This window comes from Novosphingobium sp. CECT 9465 (assembly GCF_920987055.1).
Lineage (GTDB): Bacteria > Pseudomonadota > Alphaproteobacteria > Sphingomonadales > Sphingomonadaceae > Novosphingobium.
Map to the genome: position 1 here is coordinate 3,107,422 of NZ_CAKLBX010000001.1, position 21,115 is coordinate 3,128,536.

At 58.3% G+C, this 21,115-nt stretch carries 14 protein-coding genes; 5 read left to right on the forward strand and 9 right to left on the reverse strand.

Annotated features, from left to right (window positions below):
- Positions 1 to 15 precede the first annotated feature (15 nt).
- From trbF to LUA85_RS15225, 4 genes are read left to right on the forward strand one after another with little or no spacing between them, the layout of a single operon-like run.
- Positions 16 to 699, forward strand: coding sequence for a conjugal transfer protein TrbF (gene trbF / locus LUA85_RS15210; RefSeq protein ID WP_017183341.1), 684 nt, complete (start codon positions 16 to 18; stop codon positions 697 to 699).
- Positions 696 to 1,613: a P-type conjugative transfer protein TrbG gene (gene trbG / locus LUA85_RS15215; RefSeq protein WP_231471102.1), complete on the forward strand. Its 918-nt coding sequence runs from the start codon at positions 696 to 698 to the stop codon at positions 1,611 to 1,613. Before trbF ends, trbG begins: the two co-directional genes overlap by 4 nt.
- Positions 1,610 to 2,935: a TrbI/VirB10 family protein gene (locus tag LUA85_RS15220; protein ID WP_231471103.1), complete on the forward strand. Its 1,326-nt coding sequence runs from the start codon at positions 1,610 to 1,612 to the stop codon at positions 2,933 to 2,935. Before trbG ends, LUA85_RS15220 begins: the two co-directional genes overlap by 4 nt.
- A complete protein-coding gene (locus LUA85_RS15225; RefSeq protein WP_066283704.1) occupies positions 2,932 to 3,159 on the forward strand; it encodes a DUF2274 domain-containing protein in 228 nt (75 codons plus the stop codon). The genes LUA85_RS15220 and LUA85_RS15225 overlap by 4 nt, the downstream gene beginning before the upstream one ends.
- Here the strand turns inward: LUA85_RS15225 and LUA85_RS15230 are convergent.
- The gene (locus LUA85_RS15230) at positions 3,147 to 4,043 is read right to left on the reverse strand and encodes a LysR family transcriptional regulator (RefSeq protein ID WP_231471104.1); all 897 of its coding nucleotides are present in this window, start codon (positions 4,041 to 4,043) and stop codon (positions 3,147 to 3,149) included. The genes LUA85_RS15225 and LUA85_RS15230 overlap by 13 nt on opposite strands.
- A 206-nt stretch (positions 4,044 to 4,249) precedes the next feature.
- Here LUA85_RS15230 and LUA85_RS15235 point away from each other — a divergent pair, with 206 nt between their 5' ends.
- Positions 4,250 to 5,002 carry an NYN domain-containing protein gene (locus LUA85_RS15235; RefSeq protein WP_231471105.1) on the forward strand — a complete coding sequence of 251 codons (753 nt, stop codon included), beginning with the start codon at positions 4,250 to 4,252 and terminating at the stop codon, positions 5,000 to 5,002.
- Between the two features lie 92 nt (positions 5,003 to 5,094).
- Here LUA85_RS15235 and LUA85_RS15240 read toward each other — a convergent pair whose 3' ends face one another.
- From LUA85_RS15240 to LUA85_RS15275, 8 genes are read right to left on the reverse strand one after another with little or no spacing between them, the layout of a single operon-like run.
- Entirely contained in the window at positions 5,095 to 7,866 is a 2,772-nt protein-coding gene (locus LUA85_RS15240) for a DEAD/DEAH box helicase (RefSeq protein WP_231471106.1), read from the reverse strand.
- A 9-nt stretch (positions 7,867 to 7,875) separates the two neighbouring features.
- Positions 7,876 to 8,376, reverse strand: a complete 501-nt coding sequence (locus LUA85_RS15245; RefSeq protein ID WP_231471107.1) for a hypothetical protein — start codon at positions 8,374 to 8,376, stop codon at positions 7,876 to 7,878.
- Positions 8,373 to 11,585 carry a hypothetical protein gene (locus LUA85_RS15250; RefSeq protein ID WP_231471108.1) on the reverse strand — a complete coding sequence of 1,071 codons (3,213 nt, stop codon included), beginning with the start codon at positions 11,583 to 11,585 and terminating at the stop codon, positions 8,373 to 8,375. The genes LUA85_RS15245 and LUA85_RS15250 overlap by 4 nt, the downstream gene beginning before the upstream one ends.
- 12 nt (positions 11,586 to 11,597) lie before the next feature.
- Entirely contained in the window at positions 11,598 to 12,587 is a 990-nt protein-coding gene (locus LUA85_RS15255; protein ID WP_231471109.1) for a hypothetical protein, read from the reverse strand.
- Positions 12,587 to 15,331: a DUF499 domain-containing protein gene (locus LUA85_RS15260; RefSeq protein ID WP_231471110.1), complete on the reverse strand. Its 2,745-nt coding sequence runs from the start codon at positions 15,329 to 15,331 to the stop codon at positions 12,587 to 12,589. Before LUA85_RS15260 ends, LUA85_RS15255 begins: the two co-directional genes overlap by 1 nt.
- Positions 15,331 to 16,356 (reverse strand): WYL domain-containing protein, encoded by a 1,026-nt coding sequence (locus LUA85_RS15265; RefSeq protein WP_231471111.1) that lies wholly within the window; start codon positions 16,354 to 16,356, stop codon positions 15,331 to 15,333. Before LUA85_RS15265 ends, LUA85_RS15260 begins: the two co-directional genes overlap by 1 nt.
- Complete coding sequence (locus LUA85_RS15270; RefSeq protein ID WP_231471112.1) at positions 16,334 to 19,819, reverse strand: YhaN family protein; 3,486 nt, start codon at positions 19,817 to 19,819, stop codon at positions 16,334 to 16,336. Before LUA85_RS15270 ends, LUA85_RS15265 begins: the two co-directional genes overlap by 23 nt.
- Positions 19,806 to 21,059 (reverse strand): DNA repair exonuclease, encoded by a 1,254-nt coding sequence (locus LUA85_RS15275; protein ID WP_231471113.1) that lies wholly within the window; start codon positions 21,057 to 21,059, stop codon positions 19,806 to 19,808. The genes LUA85_RS15270 and LUA85_RS15275 overlap by 14 nt, the downstream gene beginning before the upstream one ends.
- Between the last annotated feature and the right edge of the window lie 56 nt (positions 21,060 to 21,115).

The following is a 21,115-nucleotide window of genomic DNA, read 5'->3' on the forward strand; positions in this document are numbered from 1 at the left end:
CGAAAAGGATCCGACATGTTTCGACGCCCCTCTATCCGCTACGGGACCAGTCCCGAGCCCGTCACGCCCTATCAACGCGCCGCACAGGTCTGGGACGACCGCATCGGTTCAGCCCGGGTGCAGGCGAAAAACTGGCGGCTCGCCTTCTTCGGCTGCCTTGCGCTTTCGGGAGGGCTGGCAGGCGGTCTCGTCTGGCAATCGGCGCGCGGCACGATCACGCCCTGGGTGGTCGAGGTCGACAAGCTCGGCCAGGCACAGGCCATCGCGCCCGCTGATGTCGATTATCGCCCGACCGACCCGCAGATGGCGTTCCACCTTGCTCGCTTCATCGAACAGGTGCGCGCCATTCCCGCCGATCCGATCGTGCTGCGGCAAGACTGGCTCAGGGCTTACGACTTCACCACCGACCGCGGCGCGCAGGCGCTCAATGACTATGCGCGGGGCAACGATCCCTTTGCCCAAGTCGGCAAGGTGCAGGTCGCGGTCGATGTGTCGAGCGTTGTTCGGGCCTCAAATGACAGCTTCCGCGTCGGCTGGACCGAGCGGCGTTACCAGGATGGCGCCCTTCTCGAGACTTCGCGCTGGTCAGCGATCCTGACCACCGTCGTGCAGCCACCACGCACCCCCGATGCCCTGCGCAAGAATCCGCTCGGCCTGTTCATCAACGCCATCAACTGGTCAAAGGAGCTTAGCCAATGATCCGCCCGACGCGCGCCCTGCGCACATCCATTATGCTCTCAGCGGTAACGCTGCTCTGTATCCCTGCTCAAGCCATGGCGCACGAACAGCGCGGTCAGCCGCATGCAATTCCTGCCGCATCGGCGCAGACCGTTGAGCCTGCCGACCCGCGCACCCGTGTTGGTAGGGCCAACGCCGCAGCGCGCGTGGAACCGGAGCGTACCAGCTATTTCAATGCCATCCAGCAATATGCCTATACCGATGGAGCCCTGTTCCAGATTTACACCGCACCGGGGCAGATTACCGACATCATACTACAGGAAGGCGAGGAACTCGTCGGACCGGGGCCGGTCGCATCGGGCGATACGGTCCGCTGGATCATCGGCGACACGGTAAGCGGGAGCGGATCATCGCGCCGCGTTCACATCCTCGTCAAGCCGACGCGGGCCGACATTCGCACCAACCTCATCATCAATACCAATCGCCGCACCTATCATCTTGAACTCAGCGCGACGAACTCGACCTATATGGCCGCAGTCTCCTGGACCTATCCGCAGGACGCCTTGATCGCCCTGCGTACTGTCGAGGCCGAGCGTGAACGCACGGCTCCGGTGGCGGCGGGAATCGATTTCTCAAGCCTGAACTTTCGCTACCGCATTGCGGGCGATCGCCCCGGATGGCGGCCAGTACGGGTGTTCGATGATGGCCGGCAGGTGTTCATCGAGTTTCCGGTCGACATTGCGAGCGGCGATATGCCGCCGCTGTTCGTGATCGGCGCGGACCAGGCAGCTGAGCTCGTGAACTACCGTGTTCAAGGCCGGTATATGGTTGTCGACCGGCTGTTTGAGCGTGCGGAATTGCGGCTTGGCGCAGGTAGCAGCGCCAAGCAGGTTCGCATTGAGCGTGAACGCGCACGCCGCCGGAGCCGCTCATGAACACGCGACCGCAGGATGATGGCGTGCCACCGGTCTCCAACCGGATTGTTGAGGCTGAAGTAGAGACTGACATTGAAACTGACGTTGTGGTCGAAGCCGAAGGCGATGAGCCTGACGACGAGCGCCCGGTTGCACCGGCCAACCCCGACGGTTTTCGCCTTGGCGGGGAACCGCCGCGCGTCATGCGCTTGTCGCGCAAGGCACTGGCAATCCTTGGCCTCCTCGCCAGCGTCGGGATTGGCGGTGCGCTGATCTACGCACTTCAGCCCAAGAACCACGCGCCAGCCGAGAATCTCTACGACACGAACAGCCGCAACCGCGCGGACTCGGTCAACGGTGCGCCTGCCAACTACGGCGACGTGCCCAAGTTGGGGCCCGCACTTCCCGGTGATCTCGGCGGCCCAATCGTTGCCGCGCAGCAGCGCGGGCAAAATGTCCCGATCCCGCCCATTGGCACCGCCCCGGCCGCAGGACAGCCCGATCCGCGGATTGCCGCCGCCGAGCAAGCGCGCGAACGCGCGGCGCAGGAGCGTGACAGCGCCCGGACCAGTCGCCTGTTTCTTACCGGAGAGACCGGAACGACCGACAATCGGTCTGCAAGCGCAGTAGGGCCAGCGCCATCAGCTTCGATACCAGGTGCCGATCCAGCTCAACCGTCTGCAGCAACAGCCACGTCAAGCCGCCGCGCATTTCTCGGACAGCGCGGCAACCGCAGCACGGAAAGCCCTGAGCGCATCATGCGCCTTGCATCGCCTTACGTCGTGCAGGCCGGAAGCGTGATACCGGCAGCGCTCATAACCGGCATCCGGTCCGACCTTCCAGGTCAGATCACAGCGCAGGTTACACAAAACGTCTACGACAGCCCCACCGGCCGGATCCTCCTGATCCCCCAAGGCTCAAGGCTGATCGGTGAATATGACAGCGACGTAACCGCCGGACAGAACCGCGTGCTGCTGGCGTGGGACCGCCTCATCCTTCCCGGAGGTCAATCGATCCTGCTTGATCGCCTGCCCGGCGCTGATGCTGCCGGTATGGCCGGCCTTGAAGACCAGACCAACTATCATTGGGGCAACATGCTCCAGGCCGCGCTCATTTCGACATTGCTGGGCGCTGGTACGGAGCTCATCTCGAACGGTGACAGCGATCTCATTCGGGCGCTGCGTTTCGGCACGCAGGACACCATAAGCCAGACAGGCAGGCAGGTCGTGCAGCGGCAATTGAACGTGCCACCGACACTGACCGTGCGCCCCGGATTTTCGCTGCGCATCATCGTGACGCGCGATCTGGTGTTCGAACCTGTGCCTGCCGGAGGAACGCGATGACCCGTCTCAAACTGGCTGATCTGGCCGATGAAAAGCCGGTGCGGCTGACCTTGGAGCTCTCTGCACGGCTTCACCGCGATCTGGTGGCTTATGCGCTCGCCGTAAACGGCGGGGATGCCAAAGGTGCGCCGACCACCGAGCGGCTTATTCCGCCCATGCTTGAGCGGTTTATCGCAACTGACCGGGCTTTTGCCAAAGCCCGGAAGACGCCTCAGACGGGGTAACGCTCGTTGATCAGGGTAAAGAAGCGTTGCAGCGCCGGATTGTCATTGTCTTCGCGCCAGTAAACCGAGAATTCGAGGCGCGTCGTGCCGTTCTGATCGTGGATATCGCGGAAATGGAGTTCCGGCCATGTCACGCCCTGCGAGGCTTCGGTTGCGATGGATATGAAGCGACCGACCGACACAATGCTCAGCACGCTCTCAAGGCTGGTATTCTGCACGATGATGTTCGGCCGCCCGCCCTGTCCGGTCAGCCGCGCAGCAAGCAGATTGGCAAGAGTTGGACCAATGCCGCCGCCCGGCACCACGAACACTTCGCGGCGCAGATCACTCCAGTAGATCCGCTCGCTGTCGAGAAGCCGATGGCCCGACTGCAAGGCGACCATCAGCCTGTCAGACCAGACCGAGCGCGCCAGAATGCCGCTCTCTTCCATCCCGGCAGGTGCCACCGCGACATCGATGGTCCGCGATTGCAAGGCATTCAGCAGCTTTTCAGGGGCGGCTTCCTCGCCATCGAACTGGACGTCAGGAAATCGGGTCAGATACTCGGAGAAGGTCTGCTTCAGATTGCCTGCCATCAGCGAGGAGCTGTAACCGACAGCGAGACGCCCCTGTTCGCCATAGCTGACCGCTCGCGCGGTGGTCTGCAGATTGTCGATGTCAGTGATGATGCGCCGCGCAGACTCAAGGAAGACCTGGCCCATCTCGGTTGGCTCAGCTCCCCGCGTCGAACGCGTAAACAACTTGATGCCGAGTTTGTCCTCAAGTTGCGTGACCCGTAGGCTCAGCGTTGCCTGCTTCATGTTGAGCGCCGTGGCAGCACGGGAAAAGCTGCGGGTGTCTGCGGTCAGAACGGCGTAGCGGAGTTGCCGAACCTCGATCGTCATGCTGCTATCGCTCCCCCATTCTCTTTCTTGCCGACATTGAGGCGCAATCAGACTGAAATCGCAATATAAATTCGCGATAGTGGAATGAGGTCAGAGATCGATCCGTAAATTTACTTGCCCAGTCAGATGGATGCCGGAATTTAACTTCAAATCTGTTTGATCTATTTTGGAGACAAATTTTAACGGCGGCGTGGTAAGGATTCGATATGTCGAATGAACCCCGTGCTCCACGTCTTGCTGTCCTCATCGACGCTGACAATGCCTCCTCCCGTATCGCTACCCGTCTGTTCGAAGAGATCGCCAAAATCGGTGAAGCCAGTGTGCGCCGGATTTATGGCGACTTTTCCGGAACCCGCCTCAAATCCTGGGCAGAGGTTCTTTCAACCCACGCAATTCGGGCGCAGCAGAACTTCGCCTACACCACCGGCAAGAATGCATCTGACATTGCGCTCGTGATCGACGCCATGGACCTGTTGCATACCGGGCGCTTCGACGCCTTCTGCCTGGTATCGTCTGACAGTGATTTCACAGGGCTTGCGGCCCGCATCCGCGAGCAAGGCATCGATGTCTATGGCTTCGGCGAGCAGAAAACCCCGGAGAGCTTCCGTCAGGCTTGCCGACGCTTCATCTACACGGAAAATCTTCTGCCGGAGGCTCCGACCTCGGAAGAGCCCGAACGCGCCGATCTGCGTCCTGCGACAGCCAAACAAGCCCCAAGCGGGGCCGCCCCGCTTATTCGCAAGGCCATTGCGCAGCTGGACGATGACGGTGGCTGGGTTCCCTTGGGCCGAGTGGGCCAGCGTCTCGCTGAACTCGCGTCGGATTTCGATCCGCGTACCTATGGTCAGGCCAAGCTCAGCGATCTCGTCGACAAGGCGGGTGCCTTCGAATCTCGGAGGACGGAGTCAGGGCATGTCCAAATCCAGCTGAAAAGCGTCAACGCGAAGGGCAAAAAATAGATTCGACGCCGCAATACCGTCCCTCATTTCATTTGCGTGGTTTGGACCATCTAACGGGCGGGCCAACTCTACAGGTGGGAAACCCTCGCGTTTTATCTGCCCGAAATTTCCACGTATCCAATTAGCTCGGCAGAATAGCTTCCATCACCAGTCGCCAGCCCCTTGTGTTTGAGCTCGCGTTGCAGAGTTGGCTCAACCACATTCCTGAATAGCTCCAGCCTTTCCTCGGCCGTCAGGAAGGGTTTGGCGACCGGTGCGTTCAGATACTGGGCCGACTGCCTTTCGATCGCAGGCATCCGGGCGCCGTCCGGCTGCACCGCAATTGTCTGGATTGTGGTCCGCCGCTCACCATTCGCGACAGCGGACTCAACAATCCAGAACGACAGTAGTGTGGGGCTGATGTCATCGCTTGATACGGAAAGGCCCAGTTGTTCTGGCGCCAGCCCTCTCCAGCGACCTAGTTCTTCCTGAACCAACGGGTGGTCCAAGCCGAGCAATTCGATGCCTTCCTGGCTCGTGGCGACATCGCGATCGAGCGTGAAACGCACCTTGCGCGACCCATCAACGACCGTCAGATCGTAAGTCTGATCATCCACCTTTGCGAGCCGTTGGTGTCGGTCAGGAAGAGAGGATGACATGAACTGGACGATCCGCCCCATGCCAGTCGAGACGTCTGAAAATGGCTGATACTCGTCGAGGCTGAATCCATCGAGGTCCTGAAACAGATCAAACACGACTTCCCGAGCCTCTCTGGCATTGGATAGCGCGGCCTCGAGTTCTACTGTGGTTCGTTGCAGGGTGGGGTCAGACAGCGCCTCCTGATAGACGCGGTCGTAGTTCAACCGTTCGGATAGCTGGCCCAAAATCTGGGCCCGCAGATCCTCAGCGACATTGCCCTGATCGTCAACCTTGCCCAGTGTCCGGGCAATCTCGGTGAGCTTGTCATCCAAGAGCAGGAATATCCGCCCCTCAATCGTGTCCGAAAGAACGAGATTATAGACCTGCGCAGTGTGCGCCTGGCCGTAGCGATGGATGCGCCCGATCCGCTGCTCCATATCCATCGGATTCCAGGGTAGATCGAAATTAAACAGGATACGGGCGAACTGGAGATTAATCCCTTCACGCCCGGCTGCGGTGCAGACCAGAACACGGGGGCCATCTTTCATCCGGAAGCGGCGCTCAGCCGCGGTCTTGGCGCCATGGTCGCCGCCGCGCAGCACGACAACGCCTTGGCCAGGATACGCTTGCTCGATCTCACGGGCGATCAGATCGACCGTACCGAGATAGGTCGCAAAGATGACGACCTTCTCGCCAGGATTTTGACGCCAAAGCGTTCCCAAACCATCCAGCAGCTTCTGGACCTTGGTCTCGCGTGATGGCGGGAACGATTCGAGCAGGTCCCCGATGCGCAGCCGTTCCTCCGGCAGATGAAGATCCACGACCGACGAGGCGATATCTTCGACATGCGACGCAGCGAACTCACTGCCATAGGGATCAGAGGCCATTTCCAGAGCATCGTCGTCGAGCTTTCTTGCAAGCCGATACTTGAGATCAGCCATCACTCGGTCGACTTCGCTGCGCCCCATCGGGTCGCGGCCGAGGTCCCATTCCAGATGGATCAGTTCGCGGGCTTCATCGTACAGTCGCTCGCGACCTTCGATATCGAGCTCGCGGTCGCGGAGAAGGGCTTCCCTGAGTGTCAGCATCAAGAGTCGACGCTTCAAGGTCCGGCGGACAGCAGCGAAGCTCGAAGCCGCGATCTTCTGGAAAATCGCCATCAGAAAGCCTAAAGCCCGCCCTTGGTTACCCGTGCGCTTGGCCAGATCGAAACCGTCCTCGAGATACTCCCGCAGCTTTTCGTAAAAGTCGCGTTCCTGCTCCTGCATTAGGAAAGACTCGGTGTGCACCCAGCGCCTGGCAAACAGCGGCTCACCGTCCGGCTTGCAGGCGTCCGCCTTTGTCCGGCGGTACATGACCGTATTCAGGCGGTGCCTGTGCTCCACCATCTCCTCGGGTCCGCCAAACAAGGTCGGATTGAGCAGCTGGATCAGCATCCAGAATTGGAAGTGGTTGCCCTGGTGAGGCGTGGCCGACAGCAGGAGGAGGTCCCGCGTATGCCCCTTAAGAGCCTCCGCCAGCTTGTAGTTTTCGGTCTTTTTGACCTTCCCACCGGTCCTATAGGCGGTAAGGTGATGGGCTTCGTCAAAGACCACCAGATCCCACCTTGGGGCGTCCAAAAGGCGCTTGATCCGATTTGGTCGCTTAAGCGTGTCGATACTCGCAATCAGCAGGTCATGCTTCGCGAATGCGTTGGTCTTTCGATCTGTGATGTCACCTTCTGAACCGAAAACCTCGAAGTCGAGATTGAAGATTTCGTTCAGTTCACGATGCCAGTTGTTCACCAGCCCTGCCGGCACCACCATGAGCGCGCGGTTGAGTTCTCCGCGGCTGGCCAGCTCTCTCAAGACCAGCGCGGTCTCGATCGTTTTGCCCAGTCCCACTTCATCGGCGATCAAAAACCTACGGGGTGATGCCGTCGCAATCCGGTGTGTAAGGACCACCTGATGCGGCAAGAGGTCGATGCGAGCTGACGTCAGCGCGGAGGCGCTCTCCATCAGCGGTAAGACATGCGCCTCGTATGAAAGCCAAGCCTCGCGCGCCCTATCCTCTGTGCCTTCAACCGATCGAAGAATCCGCTCGGTGCGAGAGAGCTCGAGCCGTACCGCAGTGATCGGTACGCGGCGCTCGCCGACACTGAAAAACGCGCGGAGGTAGCCGTCACGAGCAGGGTCAAGGACAACGCCTGGGCCAAATTCTTGATGCGTAATTCGTTCGCCGGGCTGTAATTGAGATGATGAATCCACGCGCTGACCTCAGGTAATTCGCAGGTGGAAGAGTCCGGCGGGCTTGGCACCATCACGAAGAAGGATTTCCTGCGGATATTCGTTAGCTTCGCCCCACAGGATGCGCCCAAAGGCCAAAAGGCTATCGGTATGAGGTGCCGCGCAGCGCCATTCTACGGAGTCTGTGGCAGGATGAAACTTGATGCGCCCGTACCCAGAGGGTAGCCAAAAGATAAGTGCGGCTTCGCTCTCATAATGCGCTTGGAACGAGAGGATCGCGTCTTTGACCGTTTCGCCCAGCCATGCTTCCGCATCGCCGGGCACCAGCAGGTCAAGGCTTCCCTCCAGTCCCGCGACGACAAGGGTGTCGTTGCCGTTGCTAGGCAAGTCTTCTGGCCAGTTTCCTGCCGACTGGAGGAATTGCCGCAGGCTCCAGACCTCGTTTGCCATACAGACCTGGTTGCGCGCTTCTTCATCCCAAATCCAGCTGGTGCCGCGTCGCTGCCAGACGGTGTCGAGTGTATGCTTCAAAGATCATACTCCTCGAACAGCGAGCCTTGCTGGGGTTTAGTTGCCTGAGACGCAGCCCAAGAATTGTAGATGGTCACGGCGCGCGATGCGGCATTACGGTTAGCTTGGTCTGGACCATTGCGTTGCAGCCATTCCAACAGCGGTTTCAGCGCTACGTGGGGTTTGAAGTTTTCGTTTTTTAATGTGTCGGACGCGTTGATCCCGCTGCCATCGAAGCACGACCCGATGAGCACTAGCGCTTGGTCCAGGTCTGATGTTAGCCGACGTTTATGCCTCCCCGACCAGTCACGGGCAAAGTCGAGCGGGTCCACGCGGGCGAAAACCTTGCTCTTTTCCGAGCACCAGCCACGCTGTTCGAATTCATCTGGAGTAGTGATCGAGCCCTTGAGAAACTTCTGGAGCTGGTCTCGTTTCATCTCGATGGCGGTGCCGAACGTGCGGAGGAACTGGCGCGTGATTGGCTCCGCGTTGACGGGGGGCGGTTCCTTGCCCTTGTCGGCGTCCTCATCGATGAGCTGGTTAATGCCGACGAGCGCATCCTTTACGGTGATCGGCCTCCCTTCGTCGACATAGACCTTGCCATAGTGACGAGAGAAATACTCCAGGGCCTTGCCTCGCCGGATCACCTGAATGTCAGCAGCAGGCAGACCTTCCTTGGCGTGATTTTCCAGCATCGCCTGCAACTGGCGCACGTCGGCCATTACCTCGCGCCGCATGCGCCCCCAGCTGACTGGTGTCGGCTCCTCCGTGCGTTTACGGCAAACGTGGATAATGTCGTACTCAATGGTCTTTGACCCAAACTCTCCGTCGCCTTTTGTCTCGTCAGAACGGATCGGATAGGTCGCCTCAAGATAGTAGCCTGCATCGAAAAGGGACTCGAGTACGGCAACCCACGGTTCGTCTTCGCTGTGGTGGAAGGTGAACGCCAAAATCCCACCCGGCTTCAGGATGCGATGTGCTTCATGCCAGCATTCGGTGAGGAGCCGCTTATAAAAACCGTCTGGGTCGTCAGGTTCTCTAGCTCGGTTCGCCACCGCCTCCAAAGATTTCGGCGTGTGCTCTGAGCCAAAATAATCAGGATACTTTTCTTTGAGCGCGAGTCGTAGCCATACATAAAAGAAGTCAGAGAGCTCTGAGTAATGCAGAAGTCCTCCAAATGGAGGGTCGGTTATTACAAGGTCTATGCTATGACTATCGAGCCAATTTATTTCTGTTGAAGAACCGCAGAATAGTTTCGGATTTCCAACAGAATCTCCCGGCCATGTTTTTATCGATTTCCCAGGAATTTCATTTGAAAGTGAAAAACTGGTCCTCTCCAAATTCTGCTTTGAAGTGGTTTCCCAAGGATTTTCTTTCCAATCCAGAGTCTCTTCAAGAGATGAAATGCACGAATTCCAATTTCCACGGCCGTAAGGAGCGAAAACGCAATTCTCGACAACTGTAGATTTTGGGTGATAATTGTTATTTGAAAACATTGGCTCAAGCTGGTCAGCTTTGATGTTCCAAATTGTAAAAAGGCACTGATTTCTGAGATACTGCTGAAAAACGCTTAGCAAATACTCCCGTACATTCCAGTTGTAATTTCCAGTCGTCATAATCGCTTTTAGTATCTGGGTGTGAACCAAAAGCTGGCGCGGATTGAACATAGTCCACCAATGGGTGAAGCCGTGGTTCGGAACCCCTCCCTGCAAATGATGGGTCATAAAACCATAAGGCAATTCTGATTTAGGCCAATAGGCAGCCAAATCTGTGTCCTTACGTTCCTCCCACTCGGACAGCGCAGCGTCGTACTGATCTGCTAGATTATGGTCGAACGGCGCAAAGAAACGCCCGCTGTATGACGCACCGGCTGCATCTCGCGCAGGTGCATATCCGTGAATGGCGTAGCCGGCCATAGGTCCCGTCTTGCCTGATGCCTTGACGGTGTCCAGAACATCTTGAACTGTCCCACATGCACCGCAGGCGTAGTTTGACTTCTTGGGAACCGTGCCAGTATCAGGTTTAAAGGTGACCCCAGTTTCGGGGCAGGTTACCTCAGCCGGGAGTTCGCCACGCACTTCCAGTAGACGGATTTTTGAGGCGCGTTCCTGATTCCACCTCGTGGATGAAGCTACATCATCTTGCGCAGCTCCTCCATAAGAACGACTGTTGGGATCTTGCTTCGGGCTGCCCGCTAGCCATTGAGGATGAACCAGAAGGCTCAATTCGACCTTTTTGTTGGTCGCCTTGCCAAGTTTAATAAGCGCCGTATGCCCGCAGTGTGGGCATACGACACCCCTTTTTCGATCAAGAATGGAATATGGATGTTCAGACGGTGCTACGAAGAGGGGCACGTCCGGGGCCATTCGCGCCGCACTTTCTTCGACATGAAATTCTTCATGACATTTGCTGCAAGTGTGCTCCCAGTGTTTCACACTGATGGATTTGACCGCCATTAGGGACTTTGTCATAATTGGAGTGCGGTGACCGCATCCCGTCACCTGACAGGGCCCATGTTTCGCCCAAAAAGTGTAGATGATTTCTGGACCTTCGTAACTATACTCTGGGCGCTGTTCCAGGGTCAACGACAGTGGATCAAAGTCAGCCGGCATTAAGCGTTTGGTTGGCAGATGTGTCCAATTTCCCTTCTCACCGTTTGGTCCATCACAATAATAGAAGGGCATGATTTGAGGCTTCACCACAGCCTCAATGTCGGCGAGCAGACGTTTGACCTCGCCCCGATTTGCATCGGAAAGCTCTTGCTTGACCACAAACCACGCCACTGGGTTCAGGTCATTGCCAACCATCTCCATTCCTAGACGGGAGCCCTCAACAAGCGTGGTGCCCCCCCCCATAAAAATGTCGGCTACCTTCAGGTTTTTAAAAGAACCCTTCTTTTGATAATTTGCGTAGTAGTTGTCCCAGACAAGCTTGGCCGCGTGTGACTGATCCTCTGGTGCCTCTGTGGCAGCTGCAATAAGCATGGCACGAAACACACTCGGCTGTCGTCGCGCCCACCATTTTGACATTTGGTAAATCGGCTTTTTAGTCCCACCAGAAGACGCTTCTATCGCAGACAATGAGTTTATTGTGACAATAGGGAAATCTATTTCCAAGCAGGTCTTAACGCGATTCGGATCATTAAAGTCGACGGTCCGAAGCGAGACAGCCTTGCCTGCGCCGACGGCCTTCGCGACTTCCTGTGCCAACAATTCTTTTTTCGATGCCATCTGGCGCAATCCTTACTTGGTAATTTCGACAAAGGGCGACAGCACTTCGAGGAGCGAGAGGCCGCCATGGGTCAAAGTGGGGTATCCGCCCTGGCTCTTCCATTTCCAACGGCCAACGGCGAGCCGGTGTTCGCCGTGAGGGCTGTGGATTTGAAGAGCGACTGGGGGAACGAAGGGCCCGGTTTCTCCGCCTCCCTTTGAACTGCGTCTGCTGGCAAACGTCGACTTCAGAAATTGGCCGACCTCGCCATCAGCATCTGGGAAGTAGCCGGTCGCGGCGTAGCCATGGTCAGACGTAATGACCAACCGACGACCGGTTGCGAGACGTTCAACGAACGACCAGAAATCGTCGCTTGTGAGCTGATTGGTGGCGTCACGAATCAAGGTATCGAGCCCCTGACCAGCAACAGCGCCATCATGAACCTTGCTGTCCGGCCAATGGTGCCAGAAAACCCAGTTTTTTACGCCGTTGATTAGACCCGCACAGTCCTTCCAAGGCATGTCGACGCATTCCGTCGCGGTCGGTTGGAGCCTATGCGCGAGACCTCCACCATTGTTTTGCAATTGGCTCCGGCTTCCAAAGCCGAGGGCCTTCGCAAATTCATTGGTTTCGCCGGGCAGCTCAGAGGCATTTGCGGAAACTTCATGGAGGGCAAAGCCTCGCTCCTTTGCACCCTGAAGAAGCCAAGGGAGTTCGCGCAGCGATAGGCCGTCCAAGATGAGCACCGCTTTGGCGCTGTATGGTTCCACCCACCAGCGTGCGAGGCGATCTGAATTGCGTTCAACGGTTGAACCGAAGCTTTGCCAAAGATCCCACGCGCTGGACGAAAGAAAATGATCGAGCGCACCGATTTCCCGATCGCGCTTGATTACTTCGCTCGGTGCATTGCCCGCAGCCAATGGTTTTGCCGCAATCTCGACAGCTTTGTCGATGATGACACGCCACGCATCTTCGTCCGAGCCTTTGACCAGACTCTCAAGAACGGTTGCCTCAAGCGCCATCAATCGTCCTCCTTCTCGAGGCTAATCTCAAACGTCATGCCATCTGGCAGCTTCTTGAGCAGTTCCTTGAGCTGCGCACCGTTTGCCGCTGACACTTTGATCGCCACCTCGGCGACCTTCGTGGCCGGACCAATGCCCCAGCCTTCGAGTTTGCCGATCAAATTGAGCGGTGAAGTTGCCGGATTGTTGAGAGGAATGCGAGGTTTGGTGCCGGGAGTCACCGCGCCGTCTCCGAAGATACCTCCTGAAGTTGGTCGCGTCTCACCGCCTGCGCTGATCCCACCGCCGAATGGATTGGGCGGAGGAGGGAGCCCATCACCGAACAGGCCGCCGGTATCACCTTCGCCTGGGGCCGTGGGTGTAACGGGTGCACTTCCACCCGTAGTGGGTACTGCCGAAGGTGGCATGAGAGACACCTCGTCAAGCTGCCGACCTGTGAACGAAAGCTTCGAGCGCAGCCGCCTCCACGCTGTCTCTTCATCTTCGCCAGGCTGCGTTTGCAGGATTTCCATGCCGCGCAGATTGATGGCGACCTTGCCTTTCGCGCAAAGACGAACGATGCGTTCCTTCATGGCCGTCTCACCGAGCCAGGGTATACAATCCTGACCTGCGGGACGCGGTTCTTGTAGTTCACGCAGCAGTTTGCCTACGGCCGAATTGTCGGCCGCAGCCTCCAAAATCAGATCTTCAAAATCTTCAGGCACGAACAAATCATTGACCAAGGCTTCCTCAATTCCCTCGGGAATCTGAGCTCCTTGCTTCTTCAAGCTCTCCACGCTGAAGGCGCATTGGCTCGGGTCTGCAAAATTCCAGCGATGCAAAACGGCGAAGCGATCAAAACGCTTCTTCAGCATGTCCCGCAACGCGCTTTGGAATTCCGTGTGGAGCTTTTTGTATTCTGGGTTCTGACCGCTCCATTCTTGCGCCTTCATTTCTGCACGTGCCAGGATCAAGAGGTCGCGATCCTGGTAGGCATTGAGTGAACCAGAACGCGGGAGCAGAAATCGGATCGTATTCCGCCGCTTCTGCAAATGATCCTTGAGCCAACGGCCGAGCGTGGCGGTGATGTTATCCGGCTCTTCTGGCAGTACCAATATTGGCAGGCGTTCATCCCAGCGTTCGGGCTGTTCCGCTTCATCGAGCGTTGACCATGGATCGGTCTGCCAAGACTTCGGCAACGCTATGACGCGAAATAGCTTGGCCACCTCATCTGTACCACCAATGACATAGCGCACTTGTTTGGACAGTTGGGCTTGATCGGACCCGTCGGTGAATAGCTTGTCGTTCCGCGCACAGGCCATCAATTTGGCGCGAGGGTTCTCTTCCTCGCGAAAAACAAGCCGAGGTCCATCTTGGTGGATGTTGAAGCTGTTCTCAATGATGGTCGACAGTTCGACCTGAAATGCGTTGTCATCAACCGCGTGATCGCGCGTGATATCGACTTGCAGCGTCGATGGCTCTGCACCCGCCAGATTGCCGACTGCAATGGATCGCAGCCACAATGCGCTGACAATTTCTTGAAGATGCGGAGCAACGCTGGCTTGGTTTGGTACCGCTTCCGTCACGGAAATGATGTTCTGCTGCGCTTTTGCCCGCAGGGTCCGGTGATGCTCATTCGATACCGAGTCCAGCAGAGCTCCGATGCCGGATGCATCGTCATCTAGTCGGAAATCTGCAGCCGTCAAAACTGGTGAGGCTTCGCCCCGGCTTTTAAACAGATTTGCCAAGATGCGAATCATATCGCGCGTCTCTTGCGCGTCAGTCGCAATCAGAACTTGCTCTTCGAGCAACCGCAAGAGGTGCGGCGCAAAAGGCCAAGCCTCAGTGAATTCGTTGCGCTTGCGGTCTTGCTCGGACGGCGGGATATCCTGCAACCGGAAATATTCCACAACATGCTGCGCGATCAGTGCCTCGATCGTTCCACTCGCGATCTGCAACCGGTTGTCAAAAAGGCGATGCAAAAGCATCCGCCGGCGATCTTGTTGGATCCGTTCAGCGTTGCCTCCAGCCTTGAAGTCGATAGCAACCGGATTGACGCGATGCACCTGCTGGTAAGCGTCGCTACCGCCGTTGCGGACGGAAATCACGAGGACCAAAAGATCGGGGCGGTCCTTGGCAATCTCGGATAAAATCTGAATGAAATTGAATGCCCAATTTTTCCATGGGTACTGCTTAGTATTCGTAAGCCCATCGTACCAAGTTTGGAATTCGTCTAGCAGCAGCATAGTTGGTGCAGCTTCCAGCAATTCAAGAATGAGCTGGTCGGATGGGATATCGGTCTTCGCCGCGCCCATACCTTCCCACTTGCCCTTGATGTAGGTGCCGTGCGGGTGGCGATCAAAGAGCAGGTCCCAAAGAAACTTGTAGCGCTGGCGGTGAAGGCTCTCACCAATCACCAGCATCCCGTCGCGCAACGCAATGCTTCCAATATGTGGATCGCCGAGCGTGCCTGCCCAAGAGTTTAGCCAAGCGCCAGTCGATGTCGCATCATTCACGGCGTGGTAGAGCGCAGCCATCAAGTGTGACTTACCGAGCCCACGCTCACCAATGACGACCACTGGCCTTCCCTGGCCTGGGCCGACTGCCTCAATACCTTTCAACAGATCGTGAGTAGGGTATGTGATATCGAGGAATTCCTGAGCAGCGATCTGGGTCGCGCCGGTATTGCTATCGTTTGAGAGCTCAATCGCGGTCCCCTTGAGGCGCTTGCTCTGAAATTCCCCCCTGAGAGTTAGCCCCAACATTACCGAATCCTTCCGCTCATCGAATTAGCGCCCTGAGATAGATTTGGGTCACTTAATAATACTATCTGTTGATCTTGTGGTTTTCGTGCTGATGGGTCGGTGTCTAAACCTAGCCGTTTCAAAGCGTAGTAAAGAAGCGCGCGTCTAACTGGGATCGAAACCCGACCGCTGTGCATCCCATAGTCCAGCTCGATCGCACGCTTTTGGGCCGCACTGAGCTCAGGATGCGGCCCAACAGCAAGTTCAACGATTTCCTCCCAGGCGATGTCGGACATTGCTTGTTTTTGGGGAGCGCGCGTCTGACGAGTGTCCAAAATGCGCGAGATTACAAAATCCCGAAATTCGCCGCTCTTTTCGCAACAGGATCGAGCGTGCCAGCGAAATCCATCGAAGGCTAATGCATGCGGTGCTATCCAACGCCACTCTGGATCCTGTGCAGACATTGACTGATACCGGACTTCAATCGCCTCCACGCGCCTGATCGCAATGAGGATTGACCGAAGTATGGTAGGGTCAATCCCGCGGGCTGGCGCCGGAGTTGCATCAAACACCGGCAAATTGCCGATCCAGGCATCATTTGGGCTGACGACGCCTTCAGCAACTGAACGGATTTGGGCTAAATATTGCGTAGAGTCTGGCTTCAGGAACAACGGGCTGAAACACGATGAGCGGACATAGGTCTTTCCGCTCTTGTCGTAGATCATGTTGTTCTCTGCCAATGCGATATAGCGATTGAGGTCACCTGACGCCTGATTGGGTGACACCCCAAACTTTTCGATTAGGTCACTTCGGTTGACGTGTCCCTCCCAGAACAGGCGGAACTCGATGAATTGAAGCTTCTGCTCCACACCCCATCGCAAACTTGGTCGTTCTTCGCCCATTGCCAGCCTTTGCCCACCTGCTTGAACCACCCAAAAAGTGGATGGATACAACAATAGGGGGCAAGGCGGCCTGTCCGCAACAAGTTTCTCTTTTGATTCAATATGGGCAAAAATCTGACGTTTACGAACCGCGTTCCAAGTCAATTATGTTGGCAAGGCCTTGTTGCGCCAGCGGTTCAGCAAGCGCCCGGACGCCGCGATGGTGTGTGAACAGCAGGACCTGGTTGGTCTTGCCAAACTCGGCGAGCAGGTCGAGCGTGGACCGGCTGCGCTCATCATCGAAATGCACCAGAATGTCGTCCGCAATGAAGGGCAGCGGCTCCGTCGCACTGGCATAATTCTCAAGACTTGCCAGCCGGAAGGCGAGGAAAAGCTGGTCGCGAGTGCCGTCGCTCATGGTGGCAACCGCAGCGATACCGCCATTGGTTCGCCGTCCAACCACGACTGGATGGCCTTTGTCATCGATATCGGTTTCGATACCGGCAAACTCACCGAGCGTCGTTGCCGTGAACAGTTCCCCGGCCCGCGCAATGAGCGGATCTTGCTGTTCTGCGCGGATCGTTGCCATGGCCGACGTCACCAATTCGCGCGCAACCGATAGCTCGAGATAGCGTTCGAGGGCGAGATGCATCTGCGCTGCCGCCGCTTCGCGTTCGGCAACGGCGTGATTGACCTCGCTCTGGCTCAGATAGGCAGCAAGGTCGTCCTTTGCCGCCTTCTCGGCGAGAATGGCTGCCTCGATTTCGCTCTCGATCTCGCTAGCACGCGATGTCTGCTCGGACAGTTCCGCGCGAACCTCATCGAGGTCGCGTTCATCCCATTCCGCCCGCAAGGAAGCGAGATCAAGCTTGTCGCCCACGTCCGTCGCGGTGCGTTCCGCCAGAGCGATCTCATTGCACAAAGCCATACGTGCTTCACACCGTGAAGCTGCGTCCAGAAGGGCCCCATCATCGCCGCCATCAAGTTTTGCCGAAGCCGCGAGCCGAGCCAGCTCCTCGCGAGCGGTGCCAAGGGCCTCTTGCGCCTGGTCGGCCTCGACCTTCGCCTCTTCAAAGTCGGGCAGTACCCCGTCATATTGCGTTTGCGCTGTTGCGTTGTCGGTAAATCGGGCCAGCACCATCTGCGCTGCAACCACACAGTCTTCGCCGATCTCGATGGCGAGTTCGGTCGCGAGGCTGCGGACATCCTTCGCAAGGCTCGTCTCGTCGTCGTCCATGCGCTTTAGCCGCTGGCGGGCCTGCCCTATTGCCGTAAGCACACCGCGTGCGCCCACCCATTCGGTGACCGCACTGTTGGCATCTGCCGGCGAAATGTCGGGTTTGAGCCCCAGTGCACCTGTTGCCGCAGGCCATGCCGCATCCCAGGCGGCCTGTGCGTCCGACAATTGTTGCACTTCCGCCTCAACCAGCTTGTGCTGCCGCGCCAAGTCCTCCCGGTCCCGCGTGTCCCTGCCATATTCGGCATGTGCTTGTTCGTGCCGGGAAATGGCGTTTTGCACCGCGCTGACCCGGGCCGCGAACGACAATGTGGTGTCGAGCTTGCGGCTCTGTTCGATTCGCTCGAGCAGCTCCACGGCCGGCGCAAGCTGGGCCTCTTCCAAAGCCAGTGCATTTGCCGAATTCCGCAAGCGTTCTGATTCATCCAGCACCAAATGTCGGGCCTGGGCAAATTGGAGCAGCGACGCCAGTTCCGGGTGTTTGACCAGAACTTGCGGAAAACTGTTCCCCCATTGCGCGATGCGCACTTCGCCTTGCGCGACAAGCGCGGCCGTCTCGGCCTCTGCCGCCGTGACCGCAGCCCTTGCCTCCGCGACGCGCCGCAACGCGAGTGCGAGCGATGCAGCCCGTTCTGCCTCTGCCGCGCGGCGATCGGCAAGCTCGTCCGCAGACACGATTGCCGTTTCCAGACCGTCAGCAACGGCAAGGCGAGTAGCGCCGTCATCGGGCAGCTGTCCCGCGACATATGCCGTCTTTATCGGCCTCCAGGCATCGGCGCGCAGGCTGCGCGCCTCGGCAAGAGAGGCATCACTTGCAATGGTCCCGGATGCCTGAAGCGCGCCAATCTCAGCCTCACCGGCTGGAATCTCGCGCTCGGCCTGTCGCTTCAGCTTGGCCTGATCCTCGATCTGCGAGGTCAATGTCTCGCGCGCGGCCTGCTCACTGCGAATATCGTCAACGCTGGGGCATGGCAGGGTGGCAAGCGCATCGATGGTATCGAAGCCAAGCGCCTTGAGCCGTCCGGTCAATGTTGCGCTGTCAGTTTCCAGCGCCTGCTGACGTGCCTGGTGCGCCGACTTCTGGGCCGCAAGGCTGGCAAAGGCCGATGACGACGCCTCGGGCGGAGCATCATGCCCCGCCAGGCGTGCCGCGTCCAAACGATTGTCAATCACCGCAAGCGAAGCCACCAATTCGCCAAGGCGCTTTCTGGCAGAAGCCAGACTTGGACGGCGCTCCACCATCTCGTCGGCAGCCGAGCGCACAAGATTGAGGGCAGACTGGTCCGGGATCAGTGGTGCAAGGTCCGCATCGGCCGGCAGGCCAAGCATCCGGCGCAGCGCCGCCAGTTGAGCCTCGCCGTCATCAATCTCGCGCTGACGATTGGCACGATCGGACCGGGCCTTGCTGACGTGAAGGGCGCGTTCGCTCAGATCACGCACCCGCTGTTCGGCGGCTTTGAGACCCGGATTCACCACCAGCGCATCAAGCCGTGCCTTCAGGCGGTCCCGCCGCTCGATCGCGCCTTCGAGCCGCGTTTCAGCCCCGTTGCGCTGGTCCAGAGCAGTCCGCATCTTGGCCGCGAAATCATCCGGGAAGGACGCGACATCGTCGTAGCCGACCAGATCCAGTGTAAAGTTGGCCAGCTGACGCAAATAGGGCACGACTCGCAGGACGCGCTCCAGCCGGGACGTCGATGCGCCGAGGCTGCGCCTCTCTGATCGCATGGCCTCGAGCTTTTCCGCGGCTGCGAGCGATGCCTTGCGCGTCTGCTCAAAGGTTTCCCGGGTCAGTTGCCCGCCGCGTGCCGTCTTTTCGGCTGCCTCGAATGCCGTCAGCTGCTGGTAGAAAACACGATTTACCGACCGCCTCGTATCGAAGAGCTTGTCCGCTTCGCCGTCGATCCCTTCGAGGCGAGATACCAGCGTGCGCAAGCCGCCGCCTGCTTCGACGATCAGACGCCCGATGTCGCCATCGGCGTGAAGCAATCGCTCCCCGCCGTTGCGCAAGGTTTCGTGGTTCAGACCAAAGAGGGTTTCGAACCGCTCCCGTGTGATGGCACCCAGCACCGGCGCAAGGACGGTGTCATCGAGCGCCGTTCCAGACAGGTCAGCCAGTGTCTTGCCGTTGCCCTTGCGGCGCTTGAGCGTCACCGTGCTACCATCCGCCATTAACATCGTGGCCCCGATGCGCATGCCATCGTAGCCGAACAAACTGCCGCGCTGGGTATTCTTGGGGATCGAGAACAGGAAGTCGCTAATCGCCTCAAGACAGGTGCTCTTGCCCGCTTCATTGGCACCGTAGACCACCGTGAGGCCCGCTGTTTCAGGAATGGCGAGCTCGCGACTGGCGCAGCCGCCATATTTCTCAAGGCTGAGTTCAGTCAGGCGCATGACCAGCCTCGCTGACTAGACTGCGCGCAAGGGCTGCGGCGCGCTCGGGTATCTCGGCGCGCATCTGCTCAATGAATGCATCGGCATGCGCTCCAGCGGGCAGTTTCGTCCGAATCTCGGCAAGCCGCGCTTCGAGAACTTGCGCAATCGCGCTGCCCTGGCTGAGGCGGGTCACTTCCTGATCAAGCTTTCCAGCCACCGTTGGATCGACGGCGTCCGGGGCTTCAGGATGGGCCGTTTCCAACCTCAGCTTTTCGAGCCACACGTCATCCGAGAGCGTTGCCAGCAGTGTTTCCACGTCCTCCCGGAAAGCGGTGCGCTCGAGGATCAATCTGGAATGGAGCGGTGTCGTTCCAGTCACCGTCAGGCGCAGGGCAATAGGCCGTCCATCGGCTTGCTCAGCGCCTTGGGCGATATGGCCGCGAATGAGATCCAGTAATTCGGGGTGTTCGCTCGTTCCCGACACATCAACTGTGATCGATGCCCAGCGCACCACATCCAGCGCGCGATGCTCAAGGCTGGTGACTCTGCCGTCATTGACCTTGACCAGGACGGCTCCCTTGGGCCCCGTCTCTCGTGGGTGCCGGCCCTGAAGATTGCCGGGATAGACGATGTGCGGGTGCTCCCCGAGCACGGCATGGGCGTGGACGTGGCCTAGCGCCCAATAGTCATAGCCATGATTGGTGAGCTGCTCGGGCGTGCAGGGCGCATAGCGGGCGTGATGACCTTCGCTGCCCGCACAGGCCGTATGGAGAACGCCGATATTGAACAGTGCTTCGGTTGCTGCCGGATATTCGCGCGCCAGATCTTCGGAGACGTCCGGGCGGGGGAAGCTCCGCCCATGGATCGCGACCCCGACATCATCGAGACGATGTGTGGCGGCCTTGGTCTTCGGAAAGACATGGACATTACCCGAGAGAGACAGCTTGTCGGCAAAACGATTGGCGGAGTCATGGTTTCCAAGGACCATGAACACCGAGATGCCGGCTTCGTCCAGCCGGCGCATTCCCTCCATGAAGTAAAGACCCGTCTGGAAGTTACGCAGATCGCCATCGAAAATGTCACCGGCCAACAGCATGAACCGGCAGCCCTCATCGATCGCAAGGGCCACCAGGTTATCGAAGGCCTCACGCGACGCCGCCTCGACGCGCGCGGCATATTCCGCAGATTTACCCGCCAATCCAAGTAATGGACTGTCGAGGTGAAGATCAGCGGCATGTACAAAGGTGAATTCGGTCAATCGAAGGCCTCCCGTCGCTAGCATGGCACGAACCACCCTAAAATGTCTCGATAAAA